This window comes from Hydrocarboniclastica marina (genome assembly GCF_004851605.1).
GTDB lineage: Bacteria > Pseudomonadota > Gammaproteobacteria > Pseudomonadales > Oleiphilaceae > Hydrocarboniclastica > Hydrocarboniclastica marina.
This window is the reverse complement of sequence record NZ_CP031094.1, coordinates 82,557-103,465: the sequence shown is the minus strand read 5'-3', so window position 1 is coordinate 103,465 and position 20,909 is coordinate 82,557. Positions and strand designations below refer to the sequence as shown.

Here is a 20,909-nt window from a genome sequence, read left to right as displayed (position 1 = left end):
CTCTGCCCAGGGCCCTATCTAGGTTGCTGAGCTTTTTTTTACATCTCAGGTTTTATTTCTCACCAGAGAAGAATCTTTGCTCTGGATACTCCGCATCCTGGCCACCTGCCTCTTTCTTTTGAATTATTTGAAGGGGTTTAATCGATGACTGGCTTGGGCGCTCCTGATTGTCATAGACCCAACGCCTTGGCTCTATCTCCGTATAGACATAGCTCGAAATATTCAGATTCCCGTCTGTATCCTCCCAAGGGCTGACCCACACCCGCATAACCTTGGCCGGCGTGCGTATCGGTACTGGCTTAGCAGGAGTTGTCGGGGCCACGTACCGGTCTTCGATGATCCGTACCTGGTCTTCTGTTGACTCGTTGCTTTGACCTTTCGAAGCCACGACATTCCCATCCTCATCAACGGGGCGGGGGACATTGCCGTTATTGGTAAGCTCGTATACATCCCGAGCTGACATGCAGCTAACTCCGTCCGGGATACCACTGCAGGCATATTCAGACTCGCCAAAGGAGAACACGCTGCAACCTTGCAATGTCGTCGCTGCCAAAACAGATATGACCATTAACCGCATTTTTCTCGATGCTTCGTTTGCCATTTACGGCTCCTTACTGAATCTGTAGTTTCGCGCCCTTGACCATCACCACATCAATCTGGCGACCGGCGTCTAGCTCGAGTACGGGGTAAATTGAATTGGCGAGCTCAAGGTAAAAGTCAGCGATCCTTTCAAGGGCAGAGCTGGCACCACCCACAATGCCGCTCTGGACGCTCTCTTCGCTGAAAGCGTCTAGATATTGCATGCTGTTTCCCTGAGGGTTTGTGTTGATGACCGGTACCGGGTTGACGTCGAACGCCCCCGCAACCCCTGACATGAACCCTGCTGTCATCGATCGTGCGATCATTTGTCCCTGTTTTGTGACCAGCCGGCCGCGCATCCCCGCTTTACCGTCTTCGCCGACGGCATATCCTTCAAGCCGCGCTTCAATTGATTTGCCATCGTCTCTGACACAGGAAACCCCTTCTGAACGGAGATAAACACGCTCGCTCGAGAGGTCACCGTAGCCGCTCATGATGACCATGCATTCTCTTACGTCTGCCAGGAACTGGTTTGGAAGAATGGCCTCCTTTTGTATTCTCAGCACAACTGGGAAAGGGTCTCTTCTGGCGCCCTGCCCTGTTGGCGCATCTAGCCCTGTCAGCAAAGTTCCCGTTAACAAGGAGCCGCTAGGGATGTAGATCCCGTCATCCTGGACGTCATCTTTCACGTCGCCTCTACTTTCGACTTCTACCACAACAGCTACATCCTCAAAGGCAAGATTGCTACTTTGTGTCTGCTCTCCGCCTTGGGCCCTGTCAGTCGTAGTATTCCTTTCATTTCCAAAGCTAGGCACCGGGGCGTCTCGGAAGTATCGGCTTGCTGCATCTTCTTCACTCAGCCCAGCTACTGGCCCGCGTCCACTACTATTCCGGGGGTCATAGTCATTAGCAGCATCTTCATCAGCGCCAGGCTTGCCTTTGTCTATGCTGGGCACAGCGATATCACCTTCGCGTATCTGCCGGGTTATCTTTTCCTGTTGCTGCCTTAGTTCCGTGTTCTCCTTGTTCATCCTGACTATGGTCTCTTTGAGCTTGGCAACCTCACGAGCCACATCTGAGCCCACGCCAGTCGACTCCTTTATCTTTTTGAGGTCCTGCTCGGCCTGTTCAAACTCTCTTTCCCTCTTCCGCAGCTCGCTTTCAACCGAATCAAGCCGAACAGCCATCGCGTCGATGCCGATACTGCGGGTGTTGTTGTCAGTTAGGACGTTGGAAATTACTGTCTCGTCCCGTCGATCCTTCTTGCTCGTATCGGAATCGGCAAACAGGTAGATGACGAAGATAAGTGCGACTGAACCTAACGCCAGGATTGACCACTGTTTGGCTTTGGGAGACATGTTTCGGAAGTCGTACGCCATGGTTATCGGCTCCCCAGAAGTGATTTCCGCTTCTTACCGCGGCTTTTTTCAACGCCATCCTTCAGCACGACATAAACCTCGGCTTTCTGACCGGGTTCCAGATACACATGAGGGAATGCAGCCACTGCCGCGACGTTGCGGCTTGCGCAGTTTGTCTCAACGAACTCGATAGGCTGATCAGCTAGGTTTGATACAACACCAACGACCGCTTTGAACTTCTGGCCGTCGATCATCTGAGCATCAGAAAAATCGAATCTTAGCCCGCGCTGATTGCACAGTGGCGCCGGCTCGGCCGAAGATCGGTTGCGCACGGCGTATCCTTGAGGGACGTCTCCGAGCGCGATTGCACGAAGGAGGTCAGTGAGTGTTTTCTCGTAAGGCTGACTCTTTTCCCACTGCTCCGCTTTCTTAGAGCCAAATCCGCCAGCAGCCATATACGCTGATTCCGGGAGCTTTATGAAAAGCTCACGGGGAGGGATCTTCTGGGGAATCATGGTCAGTGAGACCGCCAGGTTTTCATCTCCAGCCTCACGGATATAGAGTGTCACAGGAGTTGACTTATCACTGGCGAAGTAGACAACGTTTTCTTTGACCGTTACGAGAGCGTCTTTATCGAGCTTCAGAACTTTGGGGTCCGAAAACGGTGTGACGATACGGTTCGGGTGGCCCATTGAGACATTGACCAGTTGATTTTCACCGGGGACAGCGTCTATGACGTTTCGTGTTGTCTTATAAGCAGGACCTGAAGGCTCTTCGTCTTCTATAGAGGTAATTTCAGCAACCTTTTGCCCTTTACCGAGCGGTTTGGCGCTGGGCACGTCATTTCTCAAAACACTTCCAGAGACCACAGGAATTGCCGGCAACTTTGAAGAATCAAAGCCTTGCTGTTCGCTTTGACCCGGCGCAGCATCTTCGTCCGAAGCGAGATCTACCTGATTCCCACGGGCCAGGTCCGAAACTGGCACGACGGGCAACTCAACTTCTGCTATGGCATGGTGAGAAAAAGCTGACACCGCGGCCACGGCAAGAACAACAGATCGGACCTTTGCCATTTTCATATACTCCAAGACTTTATCGTTACCCTTCACGCATCTGCTCCATTCTCAGTACACGCTGGGTCTTCGGTTTACCGGCGTACGTGTCTATATGAAAAACCTGAGGCGTGTACTCGCGAACGCGGATCTTGTATTCGTAGGTCCGTTCGGATCGTTGAGGCTTTTCTGAAGATGAAGCTGTGGCGTACCGGTACCCATGAACAAAGACCTTGTCAGTGGCTATTTCATAATTAACCGACTTGATCTCGAACCGCATAGAGACGCGGTTATCACGGAGGTCCTGTGCCTGCGCCTCAAAGGCCTTGATGGTTTCGTTGTAGATCTCAGGAGCAAGAAGAGGCTCGAGGCGCTCTTGGACGAAATCCAGACTTGAGGGGTTCAGGTTGCCGGTGAGCTGCGCGAGGAAAGATCCCCAAGCAGTTTTATAGTTCTCAGAAGCAGTTGCTGACTCAACCCAGGCGTCATCGGTCAGTGTGACTGGAGTCAGGATGATCCGCTGATCCTTGCCCAATAATCCGGATACCGCGATGAAAGTCGTCAGTACAGCTATCGCCAAGATGATTCTGAGCCACCGGTTATCAGAGAGAAGCTCGTTAAAAGACTTCTTAAACATCTGAGCATTCATGGAATGAGTCTCTTGATGAAGGGGTTAATCATGGACTTACCCTTCGTGACGGGGATTCCTATGTGGTAGAGGATGTGTAGAAGAAACCCGTCGGGATGGTTTTCCCGGTACCTTCGGTAGAATTGGGTCACCACAAAACCAAGGATGCTGCAGATAAGCAGCTCACCCAGGAACATCCCAACAACAATACCCAAGAGGAGTGGCGCCAGTTCATCGGCACTCCAAAGGAGGATATGAGGGGGCTCGTCGACACGTTGAGGTATTTTTTTCGGCTTTCTCATCACAATCTCCGGCTACTGATGCGGGTATTGTGAATCACGGCCTTCCGGGGGTTCGGTAGGGTTCCTGTTAAAAAGACGCGCTATCCTCCGGGATGCGTGGTTTACCAGGAACTCAGGAAGAAATGACCCCTGTTCTAGGGGCCATTCGGCTCAGATGCGCTTCTGGAGGTTTCCAATGGCTATGCCAGCGATGATCGCGATAATCATCAGGGCGGCAGGAATGTAGATTGGGTCTATTGGGACTGGTGCAAAGAAGGCGAGCAAGACTACAGCTACGATCGTGGCCCCTGCCTTGATGCTGTATCGATGAATTACCGGACTGGAGTAGTCGAAGTTTGTTTTCTTTATTTTCCAGGTCATCAAGCCATCCCATGCAGCTGGAAGCAGAATTATCAGGATATAGGGAAGCCAGCTCAAAAGGAGCGCAAACCTGGTCATAGTGTGGTAAACGGACTTTTGCAGCGACTCGATCCGCCCTTCCAGAAAGCTGAACCACCAGTCCGCCTGGATAGCGGATTCAGCCCGCTGCTGTTCTGTTGGAATCAGAAAATCATATACCGCCTGCCACATTCCAGTTTCAATTGTGGCCGACGTGTACCAACCGGTAGCTTTCCCCAGAATAAAGTCGCGGTGCTCTAGGCCTGACGAGTTCGCGATATACGCAGCCTCTTTCTCGATCGCCTGCTGTGCCCAGTCGCCCGGTATCAGGGTGGCTATGAGCATAAGCTCAATGGTCACGACCAGAACAACAAAGAAGCCTCTGCTCACTGTTTATTCCTCCAATGTACTGTTTCAGTGGCTCTGAACACAGAGCATCATAGGCCGCGCTAATATCTTCACTTTGTGGTGCTGCTGAGTTTTCTGCTGCAGCAACAAAAGTGATCTTCAACGCGGCCGTAGAAGGGCGGTAAGCTTTAAGCAGCCCTTCGACTAAACCGCTTATGTAAAGGCTATACCGGGCCGAATCGTCTATCTGACAAGGCAGGACCCCATTCTCCCGAGCCAGCCTGGTACTTCCGTCCTGATAATGCTCCAGTCCCTTGCTGATGATTCCCATTAGTGAGGCTTGGTGGCGTAGTAGTTCACGTTCTGTCTCGATACCAAGAGCCGTGACAAGCCTTGAGATCGGAAGGACGAACGAAGCCCAATTCATTTCCATAACGGACGCCATCCAAGATATGCGCCGACTGGCTGACTTCGCCTCAATAATCAGAAATCTTGCGCATGCTTCTGGCCAGACGAGGTCGGCCTCAAGATAGTGGTTCAGCCTGGCATTCATCATGCTGCTGCCTTTTTGTTTTCGACGAGAATGGGCAACCGTCCTTTCACGATGCGCCCGCCACTAATTTTCGCTAGGTATTCAAGGTTTGGGAGCATGCCCAGTAGCTGAGGTGCGATCAAAGGCGCCTCTTCTTCCATCAAACGTTCCCCATGGTTCCCGCCGAAGAGAGCTGGATCTTCGCCATGCGAGCTCATTCCCTGTGTCCGCATGACGTATTTGATACGCGTCATTGGCAAGTTGTTGGTGATGTATTCTTGAGTCTCTGAATCGATGACCCGGAGTGAAATACTGTTGTTTATGTTCCCCAGTACCTGCATGGCTTTATCTTTGTTGCCGAGTCGCGCTGAGAAGTCGGCAATAGTCTGGGTCGCCACGAACAGCCGGAGCTTTGCTCCACGGCCCTTGTTCAGGATTTGTATCAGAGGATCGTTAATAACCTCCGCACACTCATCGACGAAGATGTTTACTGGCTTGAGGTCTTCTCCGTAGTTGTATCGGTCACCTGCGACCGCTGCGAGGTCAGCCAGAACCATAGAACCGATCGCACTGCCCACCATTGAGTCTGTGAGCGAATCCAGACCTATATAAGCTACTTTCCGCTTCTCGATGATTTTACGGGTGTCATAGATGGGTCGGATGTCGTCCTGATCTGTTCTGTCAGGCGAAAGCATTGGCCCGATATCGCCTGAAGTGAGCATATTCATTAGCGGAAGCAAGGAAGCTATCATTTTTGAAAAATGCGCTTTGTCATGCTCAAACATTGTCAGCAGGCCTTCGAGGTCCGAATTCGGCTTTTTTATTTGAACCACTTCTCTGTAGAACCGAAGGGCCGCGATCGCTTTTTTGTTGCGACCGTTTGCATTGGCGACTTTAGACATAGCCTCCGCATGAGGCTCAATGAGTTCCGGGATATTCTTCTCTATGTACTTTTGCACAGCTTGAATAACGAGCCCTTCTGTTCCCCCTTCCAGGTAACGGCGCAAACGCACCAGTGATGGACGGGAATCGACTAACAGAAGCCCCTGGATAATGTTGTTCAACGCCATCTGACCGAAATCTTTAAAAACCTCGCCGCCAGAGCTGGTACCGATCAACGCAGCAATTCGCGAGGCAAGCTCAGTCGGCCGGCTAAAGTTCGCCATGGGGTCAAGCCGGATACTCTCTTCGGGGAACCCTGGATGAAACGCGATAAATCTGTCTGGCTCACCCATAAACTCACACGCTCTTCGCATGTTTTCTTTGAGCTCTTTGTCTCCCTTCGGGTCTATGACGATGATTGTTTCTTCGTTCGTCAGGATCCTTTGCGTAATGAGCAAGTCGAACAAACGTGTTTTTCCGGAGCCGGTTGTACCCGTAATAAGCGTGTGGCCCTCTACATGCTTCATTGGCTGAAAAATCTGGGACTCATTCGTCTCTAGCCCATGCAGCCACTTAACGCCCATGTCAGCGCTACCTTTCTGCAGCTCAGACCAGTCCCGCTTGGTTAACTCAAAAGCTCGTTGAGCGTGTTTGTTCTCCCAGTCGAAGCCATCGCCCAGCCACAGTTGGTCAGCTTTGCCCTGGACCATTTTCGCGACGTCCGCCAGTTCGGTGAAGTTCAATGCACTTCCCGTCAGGCCTCTGTGCCTCGTAGCAAGACGTATCGCTGCCGGCAGACGGGCAGAAGCCATCAATCCGGATATGCCGGCCATGAAGTAAAAAGGTTCCGGTGGCAAGGAAGACATGGCGTTTACTGCGAGACCTGCAGCCGCCGCGGCAATCCACCCAACGCAAGCTTGAGCCTCATAATTGGGGCGCCAAATCATCTCGTACCCATGAGCGTCGTATTTCACTCTACTTGTTCCTTATCGCGTCTTTTTAGCGTCAGCAGGTTTCCTGAGAAATCCCAGTGGTAACCTTTGGCATCTGCCGCGAGCCAAAAGTATTGCTTCAGCAGTCTTTTTGAGGCCATCGGCTCATCCAGTGCAATTCGATCAACAACGCGATCAGAGACAGATATAGCGTCATCAGTTTTCTTAAAGCCAATTAGCCAACCGCCCTCACCCACAAGCATTTGCTCCACCAGTTCTTTCGAAAGCCTGATTCCCACTTCCTTTCGGCTTTCTGTTTGGCTCTTTTTCTCTGGATCGAGCGGAGAGGTTTTATTATCAGGCGCCGGCCTTTTTTCTTTCCGGGTGTTGTGGGGTTTTTCGCGTCCGAACTTTTCGGGTTGCTCGTTTTTCTCTGCCTGGGGCATCAGATCTATTTTTTTCTTCTTTCGTACCAGCCTTAGATCCGGGCTTGGGGCGACAAAGTGGGGGTCTATGCTTTTCTCTTTAGAGACCAGATAAGCGGTAATAATCGATGAGGGCCTTCTAGCCAGCGCGATAGCGTTAATGCCGTCAAACTCTATGACCTTGCGCATGGGATTGGTGGGGTTCAGGTAAAGCAGCCCATGTTTTTCTAACTCCGCCAGTGCATCCAGTGGCTTAGTTTCGCCTCCCTCAAACGCAAAGGGATAAGCGATAGTGACGCGGCTTTCGAATATGAACCATCGGCTGCCCAGAACCTCTCCCTGCTCAATCACGGAGGCGACCAGTTTCTCTATGATTCTTCCGGCCGCGTGATTGTCCTTGATGAACTGGTGATACGAGGCTTCTGGATCAGCCGCCGTTGGGACGTGTAAAAGCTTTGCGGTGGAGACTCCCGATTTCTTCCGGTGCTTCCCAATAACCACAGTTTTCGAATGCTTCTGTTTGCCCGGGTTGACCAGGGCCTTATCGGCTGAAGCTTCGTCACAGTCAGATACATTCTTGGCTCGAGTCTCGACCTCTTCAACCGTAACAGGCGCATTCTCAATCTTTGCCGGCCGCAGCTCAGAACCCGTAATTTCATTCGCGGAAGTTAACTCAACAGCATTATCGGTCGGTGTAGCCGCAGGGCCCTGCTCGCCGTTGTCTTTTCCCGCGGAAAGAGTTTCAGCGCTTTCACCATACCCATGCTCTTCCTCATTTCCTGCTGAACATGGCTGTTCTGGCAACGAAATATCTTCATCCCCGCCTCCGAATGGGAAGTCGATATCGTCGCCGATCGATTGCAAACTGCTTATCACATCTTCTGGGCGCGTTACCTCAGCCTCGGGTTCTGATGTTTCTCCACTTGTCTTTGGAAGCTCACTGATGGGCTTTTGGGAAGGGGGTTTGCCAGATTTATTCTTATTCTTCTTCTTCGAACTCACCTTAGATGGAGCCGGAGTGTAGGATCCACCAGCGAGCATCCGATCGAGTGGGCTCATCCGGTCACCCGTGGGCATGGCCTGTATAGGTTCAGCTACCTCTGCGGCTGAATCAGGTGCGGTATTGGTATCCGGAAACTCTTCTTTGATTTGATTTGATATCGGAGCTTCGGGAGCAGCAGGGCTTGCTGTATTGGAAGCATTCTCTACTTCCGCTGCAGTAGTTTCTGGCTCCGCCTGAGCGCGGGCACTGGAAGCATTCAAAATTTCGCCTGTTGAACCGTCAACTATGGCACTTCCAACCGTGAGGGTCCCCTCGGGTAAACCCTCTTGTGCGGAGATGACCTGGCCATCCTGATTGGTTGACCAGATCCTAATTTCCGCCTCTGCTGGTTGTTCATTCGCGAACAGTCGGTCGGCCGTATCGAGCTTCAGTACTGTAAGTTTGACACTTTCCGGGTCCCGGCCCTCAGTCAAAACCTTTGGTGTAATGACCCAGTACAGATAATAGGCACCCAGCTCATCGTCCGAATCTGGCTCCTGGCCATCGATGTACTTGGGCTTGGCCATGTTCCGCTGAACCATTTCATCCGCTATCTCGTCCGGCTCATTGCGCAGGTTTACCCCAACCTCCTTTTTGACCTCCTCAATTAACTCAGGGAGCGCATGCTTCCAGACAAGGAATGTGCCTTCGGAACAATGCCAGACCTTAGCGCCTGGCTCGTTGACCTTCCATTTGCCTGAACTGATAAGACGGCGAGCAGCGCTGAACAAGTGGCGGTGTACCGGGATACCGTAGTTGAAGTCGGAACCAGTTCTTAGCTCTACATCTTGAGCTACATCACGCCGCGTGGATTCATGGTCAGCCCAGGCAACGATCTTCGCGATATGGTTGCCATCATCAAGGCCGTAGTAGGCATCTGATATCCGATAAACGATGTTTCGGTCATGGGCCATCAGATGAGTGATGATCTCGGACGGCACAATGCGATCGAAAGCACGTTGCGTAAATGTTTCATGTCGCTTGTACCGGCCTTCCCTCCATTCCAGGTAATACCGATTAATGCGGTTCTTTCTTAACCAGTCATATAGGTGGGTCTCAAGCGGGTGCCACTGATTCCCCTCCTCATCCCTTACCTCAACATCAGCAATAGGTTTGCCAGCGTCATGCAGCAATCCAGCAATACAAGTTGCTGCCCGCCAGAGAGGTTCAACTTTTCGCCTGGTAGAAGGATCGCCGTTCAAGCAGAAGATAACGTCTTCCGCGGCTCGCGCTGACCAGAACGCCACTTCCAGACAGTGTTTGAGTGCCCCGCCGCTTCCCCTGTGGTGATGGTTTTCAGAAGCAGGTAGCAAATGCACAAAACTAGCGAAGTTACGGATAACGGGCATCAGCAAACGGTCGAAATCGTCGTCAGGTAGGCCCAGTGCTTCGTTTATCTGGAGTATGCGCTCTCGATTTCGGTACAAAATTCCGTCGATCGGCTCCGCGATGATGCTGCGTGCAACCGGGGGGTATACCTCAATCGTGTCCCACTCTTTCGGCACAGCTGTTTTTGGTTTTCTAAGCAGACTGAGTGAGCAGGAATCTGCCGAGGGCAGTTCTCTCGGTAGAGCCTGCCCTGGCGCCGTTGCTCCGCCAAAAATGTTTCGTATTTTATTAAGCATAAGAACGGGACCAGTTATTTTACTGATCGCATGCTCTCACAGCGTTTTAAAGGCAAAGGGTAGGGTTACGGGTTTTTTTGCGTCCTAACGCTCCGGATGTTCATCGGCCCCGCCCAATAAACTGTCGTCGTCAAAATTTCTCCCATAGTGAGGTCTCCATGACGGCACAGAAAACGCTGTTAGTCCTACTTGGCGCCGCCGTATTAGCAGGATGCTCTAGTACTCCTAACCAAGTAATTACCGAGCGAGTCACCGTATTCGAATCGGACAACCGTTCTTACATCCATAGCATCGAAACAACCACCTTTGGCAATAAAGGCCTTGGGGGTGCGGCAGTGCTTATGCCAGGGGCTATTCACATACTTGGCGATCGGCGACCAGCTGCGGACCAATATGTGAGCGAGCAGGAAAGGAACCGCGAAACCTTAAGAAAGGTTGCGGACCTTCTCTCAGGGCATCCTGCCCCTTCGCAAATAGAGGATGAAACGCTCGATAAAGCGATGAATATCATCGCTCAGATTGAGTCATCAGATTCGGCCGAACGCCTGAGTCATTACGACATGGCCCTGTGGAAGCGGTTTTGCGGCGGCGGCGCGGAAATGTCTTCTGATGACTGGGGCCAGATGCTTTCAGTATCACTCGAGCAAATGCCGAGCTCGTTTAAGGACTCGTGCAGGATCCCTGATCTGGAGCTCGATGATGGCCTTGTGAGCCGGTTTTGCAGCTCAGAAGAGCTATCCAACCAAGATAAGTTCTCGGTACGTCAGGTTGGCGAGAAAGCCGTTTCTGCCCGCTGTAAGCAAAGCACTTAACGGGGGGTAACGATGAACGTCTACCTATGTGAAAAGCCTTCTCAGGCTAAAGATCTCGCGGCAGTGTTGGGTATTGGTAACCGTAAGGATGGATTCTTTACGGACGGCGGCCAGAACGTGGTCACCTGGGCTTTTGGGCACCTTCTTGAGCAATTTATGCCCGATGATTACGACCCCGCTTTAAAGGCATGGAAGATCGAATCCCTCCCCATTATTCCCGGTACGTGGAAATCAAAGGTCAAAAAGAGCGGTGCAAAGCAGTACAAGGTGATTCAGCAGCTCATAAACAAAGCTAGCGTGGTCTATATCGCGACTGACTATGACCGCGAAGGCGAGACCATTGCCCGCGATCTGTTGGAGAGATTTCGCTTCGCCGGTGCAATTAAGCGTGTACCTCTGACTTCACTGGATGAAATCTCTATCCAGGAAGCCCTCAGAAACACTCTCGATGACTACCAGACACGACCTCTCTTCCATGCAGGTCAGGCTCGAACTCGAGCTGACTGGCTGGTAGGCATGAACTTTTCTCGACTGTTTACCGTTATCGCCGGCCAGGCTGGAATTAGGGAAACCTTCCATATTGGCCGTGTCATCACTCCTCTGGTCGGTCTGGTGGTCGCACGGGATAAGTCGATCGATAACTTTGTACCTGAGCCCTACTATGAGCTTACAGCTGGGATTCAGGTTCAACGTGGTAGCTTCAAGGCAAAGTGGCAGCCGCCGGAAGAGGTCTGTGATTCAGAAGGGCGCTGTATCAACAAAGCCTTTGCTGAACAGGTGCTCAATGATGTCCGAGGTCAGAGGGGCGTCATAGCCAAGGCAGAGACAAAAGATCATAAATCCTCGGCTCCGCTGCCGTTCAGCCTGAGCAACCTTCAACTCTACGCGTCTAAGAAATGGGGCTACACAGCTCAAGAGGTGCTAGACACCGCTCAAAGTCTGTATGAGACGCATAAGGCTACCACCTACCCAAGAACAGATAGTGATTACCTTCCTGAATCCCAAAGAGGGGATGTCCGGCAGATATTTCAGGCAATGATCCTTTCGGATGACTCTATTTCCGGATTAGTGGCCGGTGCTGATCCAGACAGAAAAGCCCGGGCTTTTAACGATAAAAAGGTTCAGGCCCACCACGCAATAATTCCAACCCGGACCAAGTGCGACATCTCTCGCATGTCAGATAAGGAACGGAACCTCTACGACATCATTCGCCGACGTTACATTGCTCAGTTCTACGCACCCTATGAATATCAGCAAACCGATGTGGTTGTCGTTTGTCGCGAGCAAACATTTCTAACTAGCGGCCGCGTCCCGACAGCACAGGGATGGAAGGTTTTATTCGACGATCGCGATGATGAAGAGGACGGTGAGAAGGAAAATCAGCAGCTCTTACCACCGCTGAATACGGGCGAGCCTGCCCAGGTCGACATTGCGGATCTTGCCGACAAGATGACCCGCCCTGCCCCGCATTTCACAGAGGCCACGCTTCTTGCGGCAATGAAAAACGTTGCCCGCTTTGTTGACGAACCTAAGTTCAAAAAGATCCTTAAAGAAACAGCCGGCCTCGGAACGGAAGCAACTCGCGCCGGCATCATCGAGGGCGCTCTGACCAAGGGGTACATCAAACGAGAAAAACGCGTCATCAAAGCCACAGATAAAGGGCGTGCCGTTATAAGTCTGGTGCCTCATATCATTTCCTCCCCTGGCATGACCGCGGCATGGGAGCAGGAGCTCGAAAAGATCGCTTCTGGAGAGCAGCAGCTCAGCGTTTTTATCAGGCAGCTTGAGGGATGGTTGTCGAAGCTCGTCATTCAGATAAAGCAGCGATCCGCTGAACTCATCTCCAGCGAGGCTGGAAACCAGCTTAAATCACTGGCGCCGGTCACCTTCCCCTGTTTCACCTGTGGGGGCCCCATGAAACGCATCAAAGGAAAGAACGGCTTTTTCTGGGGCTGCCAAAACCGCGCTTGTGACAAAACCTTCAAAGACAGCCGTGGTAAGCCCGTCGACCCGGCAATCGTGGCTAAACCACCGAGGAATGCCCCAGATTGCCCACAGTGCGGCACAACAATGATGAAGCGGCAAGGTAAACCCAAAGACGGCAAGAAAGCAGACGCCTTCTGGGGCTGCACCAGGTACCCCGAATGCAAAGGCACCAAACCCGTTGCGACACGTAAAAGGACGAAGACGAAGGAATACTCATGATATCAGCTCAAGAACCGTTTAAGCGGACGTTACTTTGCTTGGCAATGGCCACCAGCTTTGCTGTCGTAACCGGCTGTGGTGGTAGTGATAGTGGTGACGATTCTTCCTCCACATCTAAAAACAGCTCAGGCTCTGGTAGTGAGAGTTCGATTACTCCAGAGATCAGCGTCGACGAGGCAAAAATTCGGGAAGGCAACTCTGGGGTATCAAATGTCCAGCTTCGCATTAATCTATCTGATAGCTCTGACGAAGAAGTAAGCGTTACCTTAGTAACCAAAGATGGGACCGCTACTTCAGGCTCAGACTACCGCAGTGAGCAGGTTTCCGTTGTTTTCCCCCCTGGAAGTCGTCGGCAGGAAATCGCGCTCGATATCATCGCGGATCAGGCGCTGGAAGACGATGAGTGGTTCGAGGTTGAGTTGTCTTCACCGAAAAATGGCAGATTAGGTAACCGCGGCCGCACTGCCCGGGTCTCGATTACCAATGACGACGAACAGCCCCAGGTATACTTCACCACAGCCGAACAGACTGTGGCCGAAACTGTCCGGTACGCCAATGTAACGATCGCGCTTGATAACGTCAGCGGTTTCGACACTGATATTCTTCTCAACCTGGAGGGGACAGCTACAGAGGGTGATGACTTCTCGATGAGCGAGATATCAACGGTGACGATTCCGGCCGGCTCACTCTCCGAAACCCTCGACATCGAAATTATCGGAGACGCCATTCCTGAAGGCGGAGAGACCGTTATTCTCGGCATCGAATCTGCCACGAATGCGAAGCCATCAGCTGGTGACTTACCGGCCAGTCATACCTTGACTATTGCTGGAGATATTGCGCTCAACGACACTGGCGTGACCAGTTTCTCTGATGGGTTCAGCTATGGCTTGGGAGCCGAACCGGGAACTGCGCCAGGGCAGGACGCCTCTTTTGGTCGAGATTCGTCAGAACCAGACCAAACAGATGGTCATGCAGGGTTTTCTTTCACCAAGCTGGACAACCACGGCAATCCGCTCCCTGGCTCAGCCACATCCTGGCAGTGTACGCGTGACAATGTCACTGGCCTCGTTTGGGAGAACAAAGAGCAAGCGTCAGAACCAGATATGACGATCTGGCGTTCGGCCAGCTATACCTATACCTGGTACGTTGAGGATGACTCCATTAATGGCGGAAATAAAGGTGCGCCACTTGAGTCAAACAGGCTCGATAGACGCGCTCCGCTAGGCCAGACCTGCGCTTATCTCGCCGACGACGAACGGCGTAATAACGTGTATTGCCGGACCTCAAGCTATATCGAGGAGGCCAACACACGCGGGCTGTGCGGTTTCGATGACTGGCGTCTTCCCGCAGCTACGGAACTGCGATCGATCTACAGTTATTCCAGCGATTCAGCAGTAACCACGCCGGATTCAGCTTTCTTCTCAAACTATGGAGCGGTCGATGGTGTCGCTTACTACTCGTCGACTCCCTCAGCAGATAATGACGCATCGGCTTGGTGTGTAGACGCTGCAGTTGGTGCTATCCAGCTCTGCCAGAAGAATGATCGTCAACGTATTCGTCTTGTTCGCAGCGCAGAAGGAAATTCAAAATGATATACCGATCATTCCTGGCCTGTGCAGTGACCTTATGCCTTTCGTCGACCGTCTATGCTCAGGTATGCAAGTACGACTCTATACAGCCCACAGCAAAGACAGAACGCTATGTGGTTCATGGTGACGCTACAGTGACTGACGCTGAGACCGGCTTAATGTGGTCAATGTGCTCAATGGGACAGACCTACAACGAAGGGGCGTGCAGTGGATCTGCCAAGAGTTTGTCATGGGAACAGGCTCTGCAGGAGGCCCGGGTACTGAATAATGCAGGCGGAATAGCCGGCCACAGTAATTGGCGGCTCCCGAACATCAAAGAGCTCGGTTCTTTGGTGGAATACCAATGCCATAGTCCAGCGATCAACCTGGCTGCGTTTCCAGATACGCCAAGTGCCACATACTGGTCTTCGACGCCTGATTCTAGGAGCGGGAAAAAGGCACGGAGCATCTATTTCGTTGATGGCTCAGACCTAACCCCAGATGTAAGCTCGGGCCGGTTTGTCAGGTTGGTACGGGACCGGTAAGTATTGATTCAGTAGTACCACAGCCCCGTTATCGTAAGATGCGGGGTTTTTTATTGCCTAAAATTTATCCAATTTCTAGAGCGATGATTTATAGGGTCGTTTCTTCTAATTCGGTCCCTTTTTCCACATTTTCTGTGGATATCTTTTTGACCAGTTTCAGATTCATCAGCTCGAGCTCTACGGATTATTTTCGTCATCCTCCCTGGGATGTTTGCGAGAGGCGCTGCAAGTGGTAAGGACGAGATTATGGCTTAGGGTGAGTTGCAGGGGGTTAGACATAGCTGGGGCGCCCTTGCGGCGTTCAGAGAGCCGTTCAAGCGAGACGCTAAAGGGAAGGTGTAGGGTAGCCACGTCGTTGTCGCTACCCTCAAGATGTCAATCAGGGCACAAGCTAGTAATTGTATCCATAGCTTTGTTCGCTGCTCCTGGAGCTAAGCCTTTCTCAAAGAAGAGACAGTCGAAGATCAGAATTTACTAACTCCTGCTTAACAGCCGCGGCTGCGCCGGTGAACCAGTCGAGAATCCGGGGCTGACGAATCGAGTAATTCACTTGGTTCCCTTCTTCTGCAAGTTCCCGAGCTACGGAACTCACGCTACCGATACGGTCAGCAAGGCCCTTCTCGATCGCTTCGTGACCCACCCACACAAGCCCGCTAAAAAGTGCCGGGTCTTCATGAAGGCGCTCTCCCCGGCCAGTCTTAACGGCATCGATAAACACATTGTGGGTTTTGAGGAGTACATGCTCGGTCAGATGCGCGTTAATCTCGGGGCGCACAGTACTGTAAGGGTCAGAAATGATTTTGTTCTCGCCCGCGGTCAGGATTCTCCTCTCAACACCAAGCTTGTCCATGAGGCCAGTGAAGCCGAAACCATCCATACGGACCCCGATGCTACCGATCATCGATAAGCGGTTGATCACAATCTCATCAGCTGCGCTGGCTATGTAATAACAGCCTGAAGCGCAGACATCGCCGACTACCGCAATTACAGGTTTATCTGGAAACTTGTCCCTTAACCGAACGATTTCGCGGTAGACGAGGTCGCTCTGAACGGCGCTACCTCCGGGCGAATCCATATCGAGTAGAACGCTGGTGGTGTGCTCGTTCTGGAAAGCATTGTGCAACGCTTCGATCACTGGGTTGGCAGCAACTCCACCCTTCCTCTGGATTGGTCCGAAAACATCAATGACACCAACATGGGGATCTTCTTTGCCTGGGATATCACTACTCGAGCCACCGTAAAAAAGGCCAAATGTAGCGATTGTGGTGATGACGATGTAAGTCCAGGTGAGGATCCGGAACAGGAAGGACTTCCGTTTGTCTGCGCGTAAGTCACGCATCAGCTCTTTTGAAAGGGTCTCGAACGGGTTGACTGAAGTCTCTGGTGACATCTCTCGGGGCTCTGGTAACTAGTCTGGCCCTAAGCTTAAACGCGGCCCATCGAGACTCTCTGGGGGTTCCGCGCTTTTTTTATCTGTAACTCATCTTGAGTGCTTACGATCGCGTTGTGCCTGAACGCGTGCCTTAAGAAATTCGCTGACGTTATTTACGTCGAAGTCGTATCTCTTCGCCAGTTCAAGGGCTTCACGGTACTCAGAATCTGAGCGGTAGCCATACTCTTCCCAGGATTTCTTGGGTTTCTCAACTGCAGGATTCCCTTCTCTATCCCATAGAGGCAGTGATTTCCGGCGCGGCTCGTATTTGAAGGTCACTGCTGTGATAGCTCTGCCTTCCTTGATGGTCTCGTACGAAGCCTTAAATTCGCCATACTCATTGTTGAGATCTCGAATAGCCGGCTCAAGTACGTATCGTTTAAAGTCTCTCCATGCAGGATAACGGCCTTCTAGTTTTAGCTTCTGTTTAAGAGCGTCAATGGAAAATGACTGTTTTTTCAGGTCTCTACGCTTCGTTAATAGCTCATAGATAGGTATGCCATAAGCGCTGCTCATCCTGCTGATGAACTTGATATCGTATTGGGTGAAGTGCTTCTTCAGCTCAGAGATGTAGGGAAGCATATCCGGATGAAACTGGAGTCCCAGAACGCCCTGGTTCTCGAAGTACTGCCGAGTAATAATCCAGCGGATTTCCTTTGGGTCCCCATTCTTGTCGGTAACCGTTGCCCAGCGCTCTCCCAGCTTGAGCATAGCCTTTTTCAGGGTCTTGTAGACCCCAGCCAGGTCGAGGTGAAACAGCTCACTAAACGCCTTGGCGTGGACGAAGTACATTTCGTCAGCCTTGATCGGTTGCTTTGGAAGGATTTGGGACACACAATACAGAATGATCCGGGACTCATTTAGAGTCAGCTCAAAGCCGGCATCGATCAGCTCGTTGGACTTCTTAACAATTAGCTTCCTTTCGCTTTCCTTCATAAGAAAGTCTCTGCCCTGCCTTTAAACCTTTACAGACTTTATATATTTTCTCTTTACTTTACCGGTCAAAACCGTCTCCGCAAAGCTTCATTTTCCCTTTTCATTTCAACAGTATAGATTTTCTTACTGTGGTGCATTTGCCTGCCAACTGTAGAGTAAAAGCTTGCGAACTGTGGTGCTATTGCCCAGTTGAGGTGGAGCAAAAGCCCTCTTACAGTGGAGCAAAAGCTTGTGACTGGTGGTGGAAATGCCTGTTAAGTGTGGAGCGATTGCCTGTAGCAGTGGAGTAGATGCCTGTATGTGTGGAGCAAAAGCTTGTAAGTGTGGAGCAAATGCCTGGTTTTCCCTTTTTTATAACCGATCAGCTCAGTTAATGGTCATTTTTAGCGTTAATTGTGCTGGTAACTCTGCGGATTTGTCCTATGGGCAGGCATTTACTCCACAGTTAACCAGTATTCGAGCTCCAAACGACAAAAAGACAGGCATTCACTCCACAGTTAGAACTGTCCCAGTATCGCATGGTATAGGACGCTTGTTAGCCGGCCCGGAGAGTTAGAGCACATTGTTGCTCTTAACTCTCCGGGCCGGCCCTACCGTATCCCAATGACGGTTAATTCTTCCGCCATAATCGCTATCAGCCTCTCTTTGCCGGATTCTTCTCCAACCCGAACGACTACCTCATCCTGGTTGTCAGTGTGGAGACCAAGTTTAATCGACCCGAACATCTGACGATTTTCTAAAACGAAGCTGACCAGGTAGACCACCTGATCAAGAGGGCGTCGATTAAAGCCGGTTTTGTCATCCTTGATTGAGCTGCCACTATCGCTGAGTTTGGCAGCTGGCATAGGAACATCCTTCGGCGGTTCGGGCATGGCGCCCTCCCCTTCCAGTGGATCTCCCGTTTCCAGGCTCTCTTGACCATCATTTTGCGCGTGCAGCCCCTCTTCATCCAGACCGGATCCCTTGAGATCTTGCTGGTGCTCGCGTTCGGCCTCTTGTTCCCGGTTGCCGAGCGCAGGCTGACTACTTTGATTTGATGGCTTATTCTTGTCGGCTATCTCCTGCTTGAGACTCTTCAGATACGCTTCAGCGTATTTTCGAGTAATCCCCCCATCTTCAATAATGCTCGCGCAGAGTTTGGCGCATCGATCTGGGTCCAGTTCGTGGATCTTGTGGAGAGCTCTCAGTGTTTCGACGTCACTGACAATCCGAGTTTCAGCCAGTTCCTGAATCTCTTCAGGCATTGTGAGCAGTGCGAGGTACTTCGACACGACTGATTTTGATCGAGAAAGAATTTCAGAGAGTTCCCCAAGCTGAATTGATTTGCCTGTCTCTTTCTCTGTGAGTTCCTTTATTGCTCTGTAACCCTCAGCACGCTCCAGCGGCGCTATGTCTTCACGTTGATCATTCTCTACAATCTGTCCGATAAGGATTCCGGCTTCTGATGGAGAGCTTTGATCTACCCATATCGCCAGTTTGAGTTTCCGCTTCTTAGCGGCCCTCCAGCGTCTTTCCCCTTTGATGATCCTGTATCCCTTGCTGTCTTTAGGGTGGACCCGCACCGGGTGATCTTGACCATGGTCTTCCATGGACTTCCCGAGCTCATCAATGCTTTCTTCGTTGAACTTTTTCCGGACCTGTTTTTCCGAGTAGCACTCATCGGCTTCAACCCACAGTATCTTGTCGCTCTCGGCGCCGGGGTCCTTTTTTGTCTGGATGTTGGCTACTCGTTCTTTTAGAACGCCCAAATTTCCAAACGTAGGTTTCTCGTTTTTGGGAGCCGTCTTGCTCTTCATGGTCAACTCGCTTGTCAGTGCTATAGGTATTTATTTCCGAGACTTTTTCACCAGCTTTATGCCGGTTCTGCGGATTATCTCTTCGCAAACCAACTTTACTTCTTTGGCAGCTGTCCGTGCTGAGCCTTTCGCCATTGCCCAGATCGGTATTGCCTCGCAGTTCGCTTCGTCAATTGGTGTTCGGAAAGAGATATTCTGAGGCAGCAACAAATCGCCTAACGCGTCCTCTAACCGACCTTTCTCTCTACGATGGCGGTCACTTCTTGAGGAGTATTTATTGATAATCACCCCAGTGAGCTGGATGTCATCGTTGATTTGACGAGCGATCTCAATAGAACGAATCAAGCCTTCAAGGCCATCTCGCGCAAAACCACTCACCTCAACTGGAACAATGACATGAGTCGCGGCCGTTAATGCTGCGATGAGCTTACGAGATCTTGCCGGCGGGCAATCCAGTAAGATCGCTGCGTATTTTCCAGTTTGAGCCAGGCGGCGAATATGAACTTGAGGATGCTGAAAAACAGCCAGGTCTTCGAGCTCAATATCATCAAGATCCAAATCGTTTTTCAGGCTATAGATAAGATCGGCGCCACTCTGGGTCATCACCGGAGTAACTTCTTCTAGATCGGGATTAAATAGATCGGCAGTCCGGGTCCCACCCAACTCCTCCAGATCATCTAGCCTGGTCAAGCGCGTGGAAGTGTTGCCTTGCGGGTCAAAATCTACCACCAGAATCTTTTTGCCTTCTGGAATACCTGCTCGCTGAGCCAAGTAATAGGCGGTTTGGAGCGTAATCGTGCTTTTCCCAGTGCCACCTTTATGGTTAGCGAACGCGATTATTGGTGTTGACATGTCTTGTCTGTCCTTCACTGGCGGCTGTTGAAGGTATTTTACAAGCTAAGGTGGTTATGTCCAGTGACGGACGGAAGTTTTTGACGAGCCAGAGAGGTTAGTGTTTCGCATGCGAAACGCTTTACCCTGGTAGTAGAGAAGGAAGATTTGAATAGCTGTCGCCGAAATCGTTTCGCATGCGAAACGCGGGGGAGGGACGAAAATCAGATAGTTAGGCGCAGGATTGTAAGGTCAGAACAATTACCAGTTTGCCTTAGAAATGCCTTTCAGGCTCGCATACTGAATGAGCCCGTTGAGATGGTGTCGCGTTACATCATCCTCTCCAAGGGTGAACGCTACCCCTACCCTAACGATCTTCGGAGTCAGTGCTTGAACATTTCTCACCTCTGCACTAATCCGGCGTGCCTGCGTTTGCTCTCCCAATATGTCGATATGGATTATTTGACCCCGTGCTAACTTCTGGGGATAAATAAACGATGCTCCTGCCTCACTTATATCGATCAAAGTCACCGGCGAACCTGGGGCGTGGTCAACGCTCGTGGCTTGTGCCTGAGTCCGAGGGTCGCTGATCCTTGCTAGCAGATGATCTGCTGAGTAACGCACAGCCCGCCGTTGTGCTTCGTGTGAGGTTAACGGTAAGACTGCCATTAGAACCTCACCATGAGCTCAATGATCGAGAA

Annotated in this window: 17 protein-coding genes; 4 read left to right on the top strand and 13 right to left on the bottom strand. The window is 51.4% G+C overall.

Annotated features, from left to right (window positions below; translation table 11 throughout):
- Positions 1-52 precede the first annotated feature (52 nt).
- From traV to mobH, 8 genes are all read right to left on the bottom strand, one after another.
- On the bottom strand, positions 53-601 hold the full coding sequence (traV, locus tag soil367_RS18725) for a type IV conjugative transfer system lipoprotein TraV (RefSeq protein ID WP_136550807.1): 549 nt from the start codon (positions 599-601) through the stop codon (positions 53-55).
- 10 nt (positions 602-611) lie between these two features.
- Positions 612-1,958 carry a TraB/TrbI/VirB10 family type IV secretion system protein gene (locus soil367_RS18720; protein ID WP_136550806.1) on the bottom strand — a complete coding sequence of 449 codons (1,347 nt, stop codon included), beginning with the start codon at positions 1,956-1,958 and terminating at the stop codon, positions 612-614.
- Positions 1,959-1,960: 2 nt separating this feature from the next.
- Positions 1,961-3,046: a TraK domain-containing protein gene (locus tag soil367_RS18715; protein WP_136550805.1), complete on the bottom strand. Its 1,086-nt coding sequence runs from the start codon at positions 3,044-3,046 to the stop codon at positions 1,961-1,963.
- Positions 3,036-3,626, bottom strand: coding sequence for a TraE/TraK family type IV conjugative transfer system protein (locus soil367_RS18710; protein WP_172962427.1), 591 nt, complete (start codon positions 3,624-3,626; stop codon positions 3,036-3,038). The genes soil367_RS18715 and soil367_RS18710 overlap by 11 nt, the downstream gene beginning before the upstream one ends.
- An 8-nt stretch (positions 3,627-3,634) precedes the next feature.
- Positions 3,635-3,919 (bottom strand): type IV conjugative transfer system protein TraL, encoded by a 285-nt coding sequence (traL, locus tag soil367_RS18705; RefSeq protein WP_136550803.1) that lies wholly within the window; start codon positions 3,917-3,919, stop codon positions 3,635-3,637.
- Positions 3,920-4,069: 150 nt separating this feature from the next.
- Positions 4,070-4,687: an IncC plasmid conjugative DNA transfer DtrJ family protein gene (locus tag soil367_RS18700; protein ID WP_136550802.1), complete on the bottom strand. Its 618-nt coding sequence runs from the start codon at positions 4,685-4,687 to the stop codon at positions 4,070-4,072.
- 510 nt (positions 4,688-5,197) lie between these two features.
- The gene (gene traD / locus soil367_RS18695; protein WP_136550820.1) at positions 5,198-7,006 is read right to left on the bottom strand and encodes a conjugative transfer system coupling protein TraD; all 1,809 of its coding nucleotides are present in this window, start codon (positions 7,004-7,006) and stop codon (positions 5,198-5,200) included.
- A 23-nt stretch (positions 7,007-7,029) separates the two neighbouring features.
- Positions 7,030-10,083, bottom strand: coding sequence for a MobH family relaxase (mobH, locus tag soil367_RS18690; RefSeq protein ID WP_136550801.1), 3,054 nt, complete (start codon positions 10,081-10,083; stop codon positions 7,030-7,032).
- Between the two features lie 158 nt (positions 10,084-10,241).
- Here mobH and soil367_RS18685 point away from each other — a divergent pair, with 158 nt between their 5' ends.
- Genes soil367_RS18685 through soil367_RS19250 form a run of 4 tightly spaced genes read left to right on the top strand, consistent with a single transcriptional unit; the run spans position 10,242 to position 15,213 of the window.
- Positions 10,242-10,895 carry a hypothetical protein gene (locus soil367_RS18685; RefSeq protein ID WP_136550800.1) on the top strand — a complete coding sequence of 218 codons (654 nt, stop codon included), beginning with the start codon at positions 10,242-10,244 and terminating at the stop codon, positions 10,893-10,895.
- Positions 10,896-10,907: 12 nt separating this feature from the next.
- The gene (locus soil367_RS18680) at positions 10,908-13,100 is read left to right on the top strand and encodes a DNA topoisomerase III (protein WP_136550799.1); all 2,193 of its coding nucleotides are present in this window, start codon (positions 10,908-10,910) and stop codon (positions 13,098-13,100) included.
- Positions 13,097-14,692 carry a Calx-beta domain-containing protein gene (locus soil367_RS18675; RefSeq protein WP_136550798.1) on the top strand — a complete coding sequence of 532 codons (1,596 nt, stop codon included), beginning with the start codon at positions 13,097-13,099 and terminating at the stop codon, positions 14,690-14,692. Before soil367_RS18680 ends, soil367_RS18675 begins: the two co-directional genes overlap by 4 nt.
- Positions 14,689-15,213: an Lcl C-terminal domain-containing protein gene (locus soil367_RS19250; protein ID WP_136550797.1), complete on the top strand. Its 525-nt coding sequence runs from the start codon at positions 14,689-14,691 to the stop codon at positions 15,211-15,213. Before soil367_RS18675 ends, soil367_RS19250 begins: the two co-directional genes overlap by 4 nt.
- Positions 15,214-15,655: 442 nt before the next feature.
- Here soil367_RS19250 and soil367_RS18665 read toward each other — a convergent pair whose 3' ends face one another.
- The 5 genes from soil367_RS18665 to soil367_RS19245 all read right to left on the bottom strand — a co-directional run bounded on the left by soil367_RS18665 (position 15,656) and on the right by soil367_RS19245 (position 20,877).
- A complete protein-coding gene (locus tag soil367_RS18665) occupies positions 15,656-16,603 on the bottom strand; it encodes a S49 family peptidase (protein WP_136550796.1) in 948 nt (315 codons plus the stop codon).
- Positions 16,604-16,693: 90 nt separating this feature from the next.
- Complete coding sequence (locus soil367_RS18660) at positions 16,694-17,581, bottom strand: replication initiation protein (RefSeq protein WP_136550795.1); 888 nt, start codon at positions 17,579-17,581, stop codon at positions 16,694-16,696.
- 590 nt (positions 17,582-18,171) lie between these two features.
- Entirely contained in the window at positions 18,172-19,377 is a 1,206-nt protein-coding gene (locus soil367_RS18655) for a ParB/RepB/Spo0J family partition protein (protein WP_136550794.1), read from the bottom strand.
- A gap of 30 nt (positions 19,378-19,407) precedes the next feature.
- Complete coding sequence (locus tag soil367_RS18650) at positions 19,408-20,229, bottom strand: ParA family protein (protein ID WP_136550793.1); 822 nt, start codon at positions 20,227-20,229, stop codon at positions 19,408-19,410.
- 240 nt (positions 20,230-20,469) lie between these two features.
- Positions 20,470-20,877 (bottom strand): PilZ domain-containing protein, encoded by a 408-nt coding sequence (locus soil367_RS19245; protein WP_136550792.1) that lies wholly within the window; start codon positions 20,875-20,877, stop codon positions 20,470-20,472.
- Positions 20,878-20,909 lie beyond the last annotated feature (32 nt).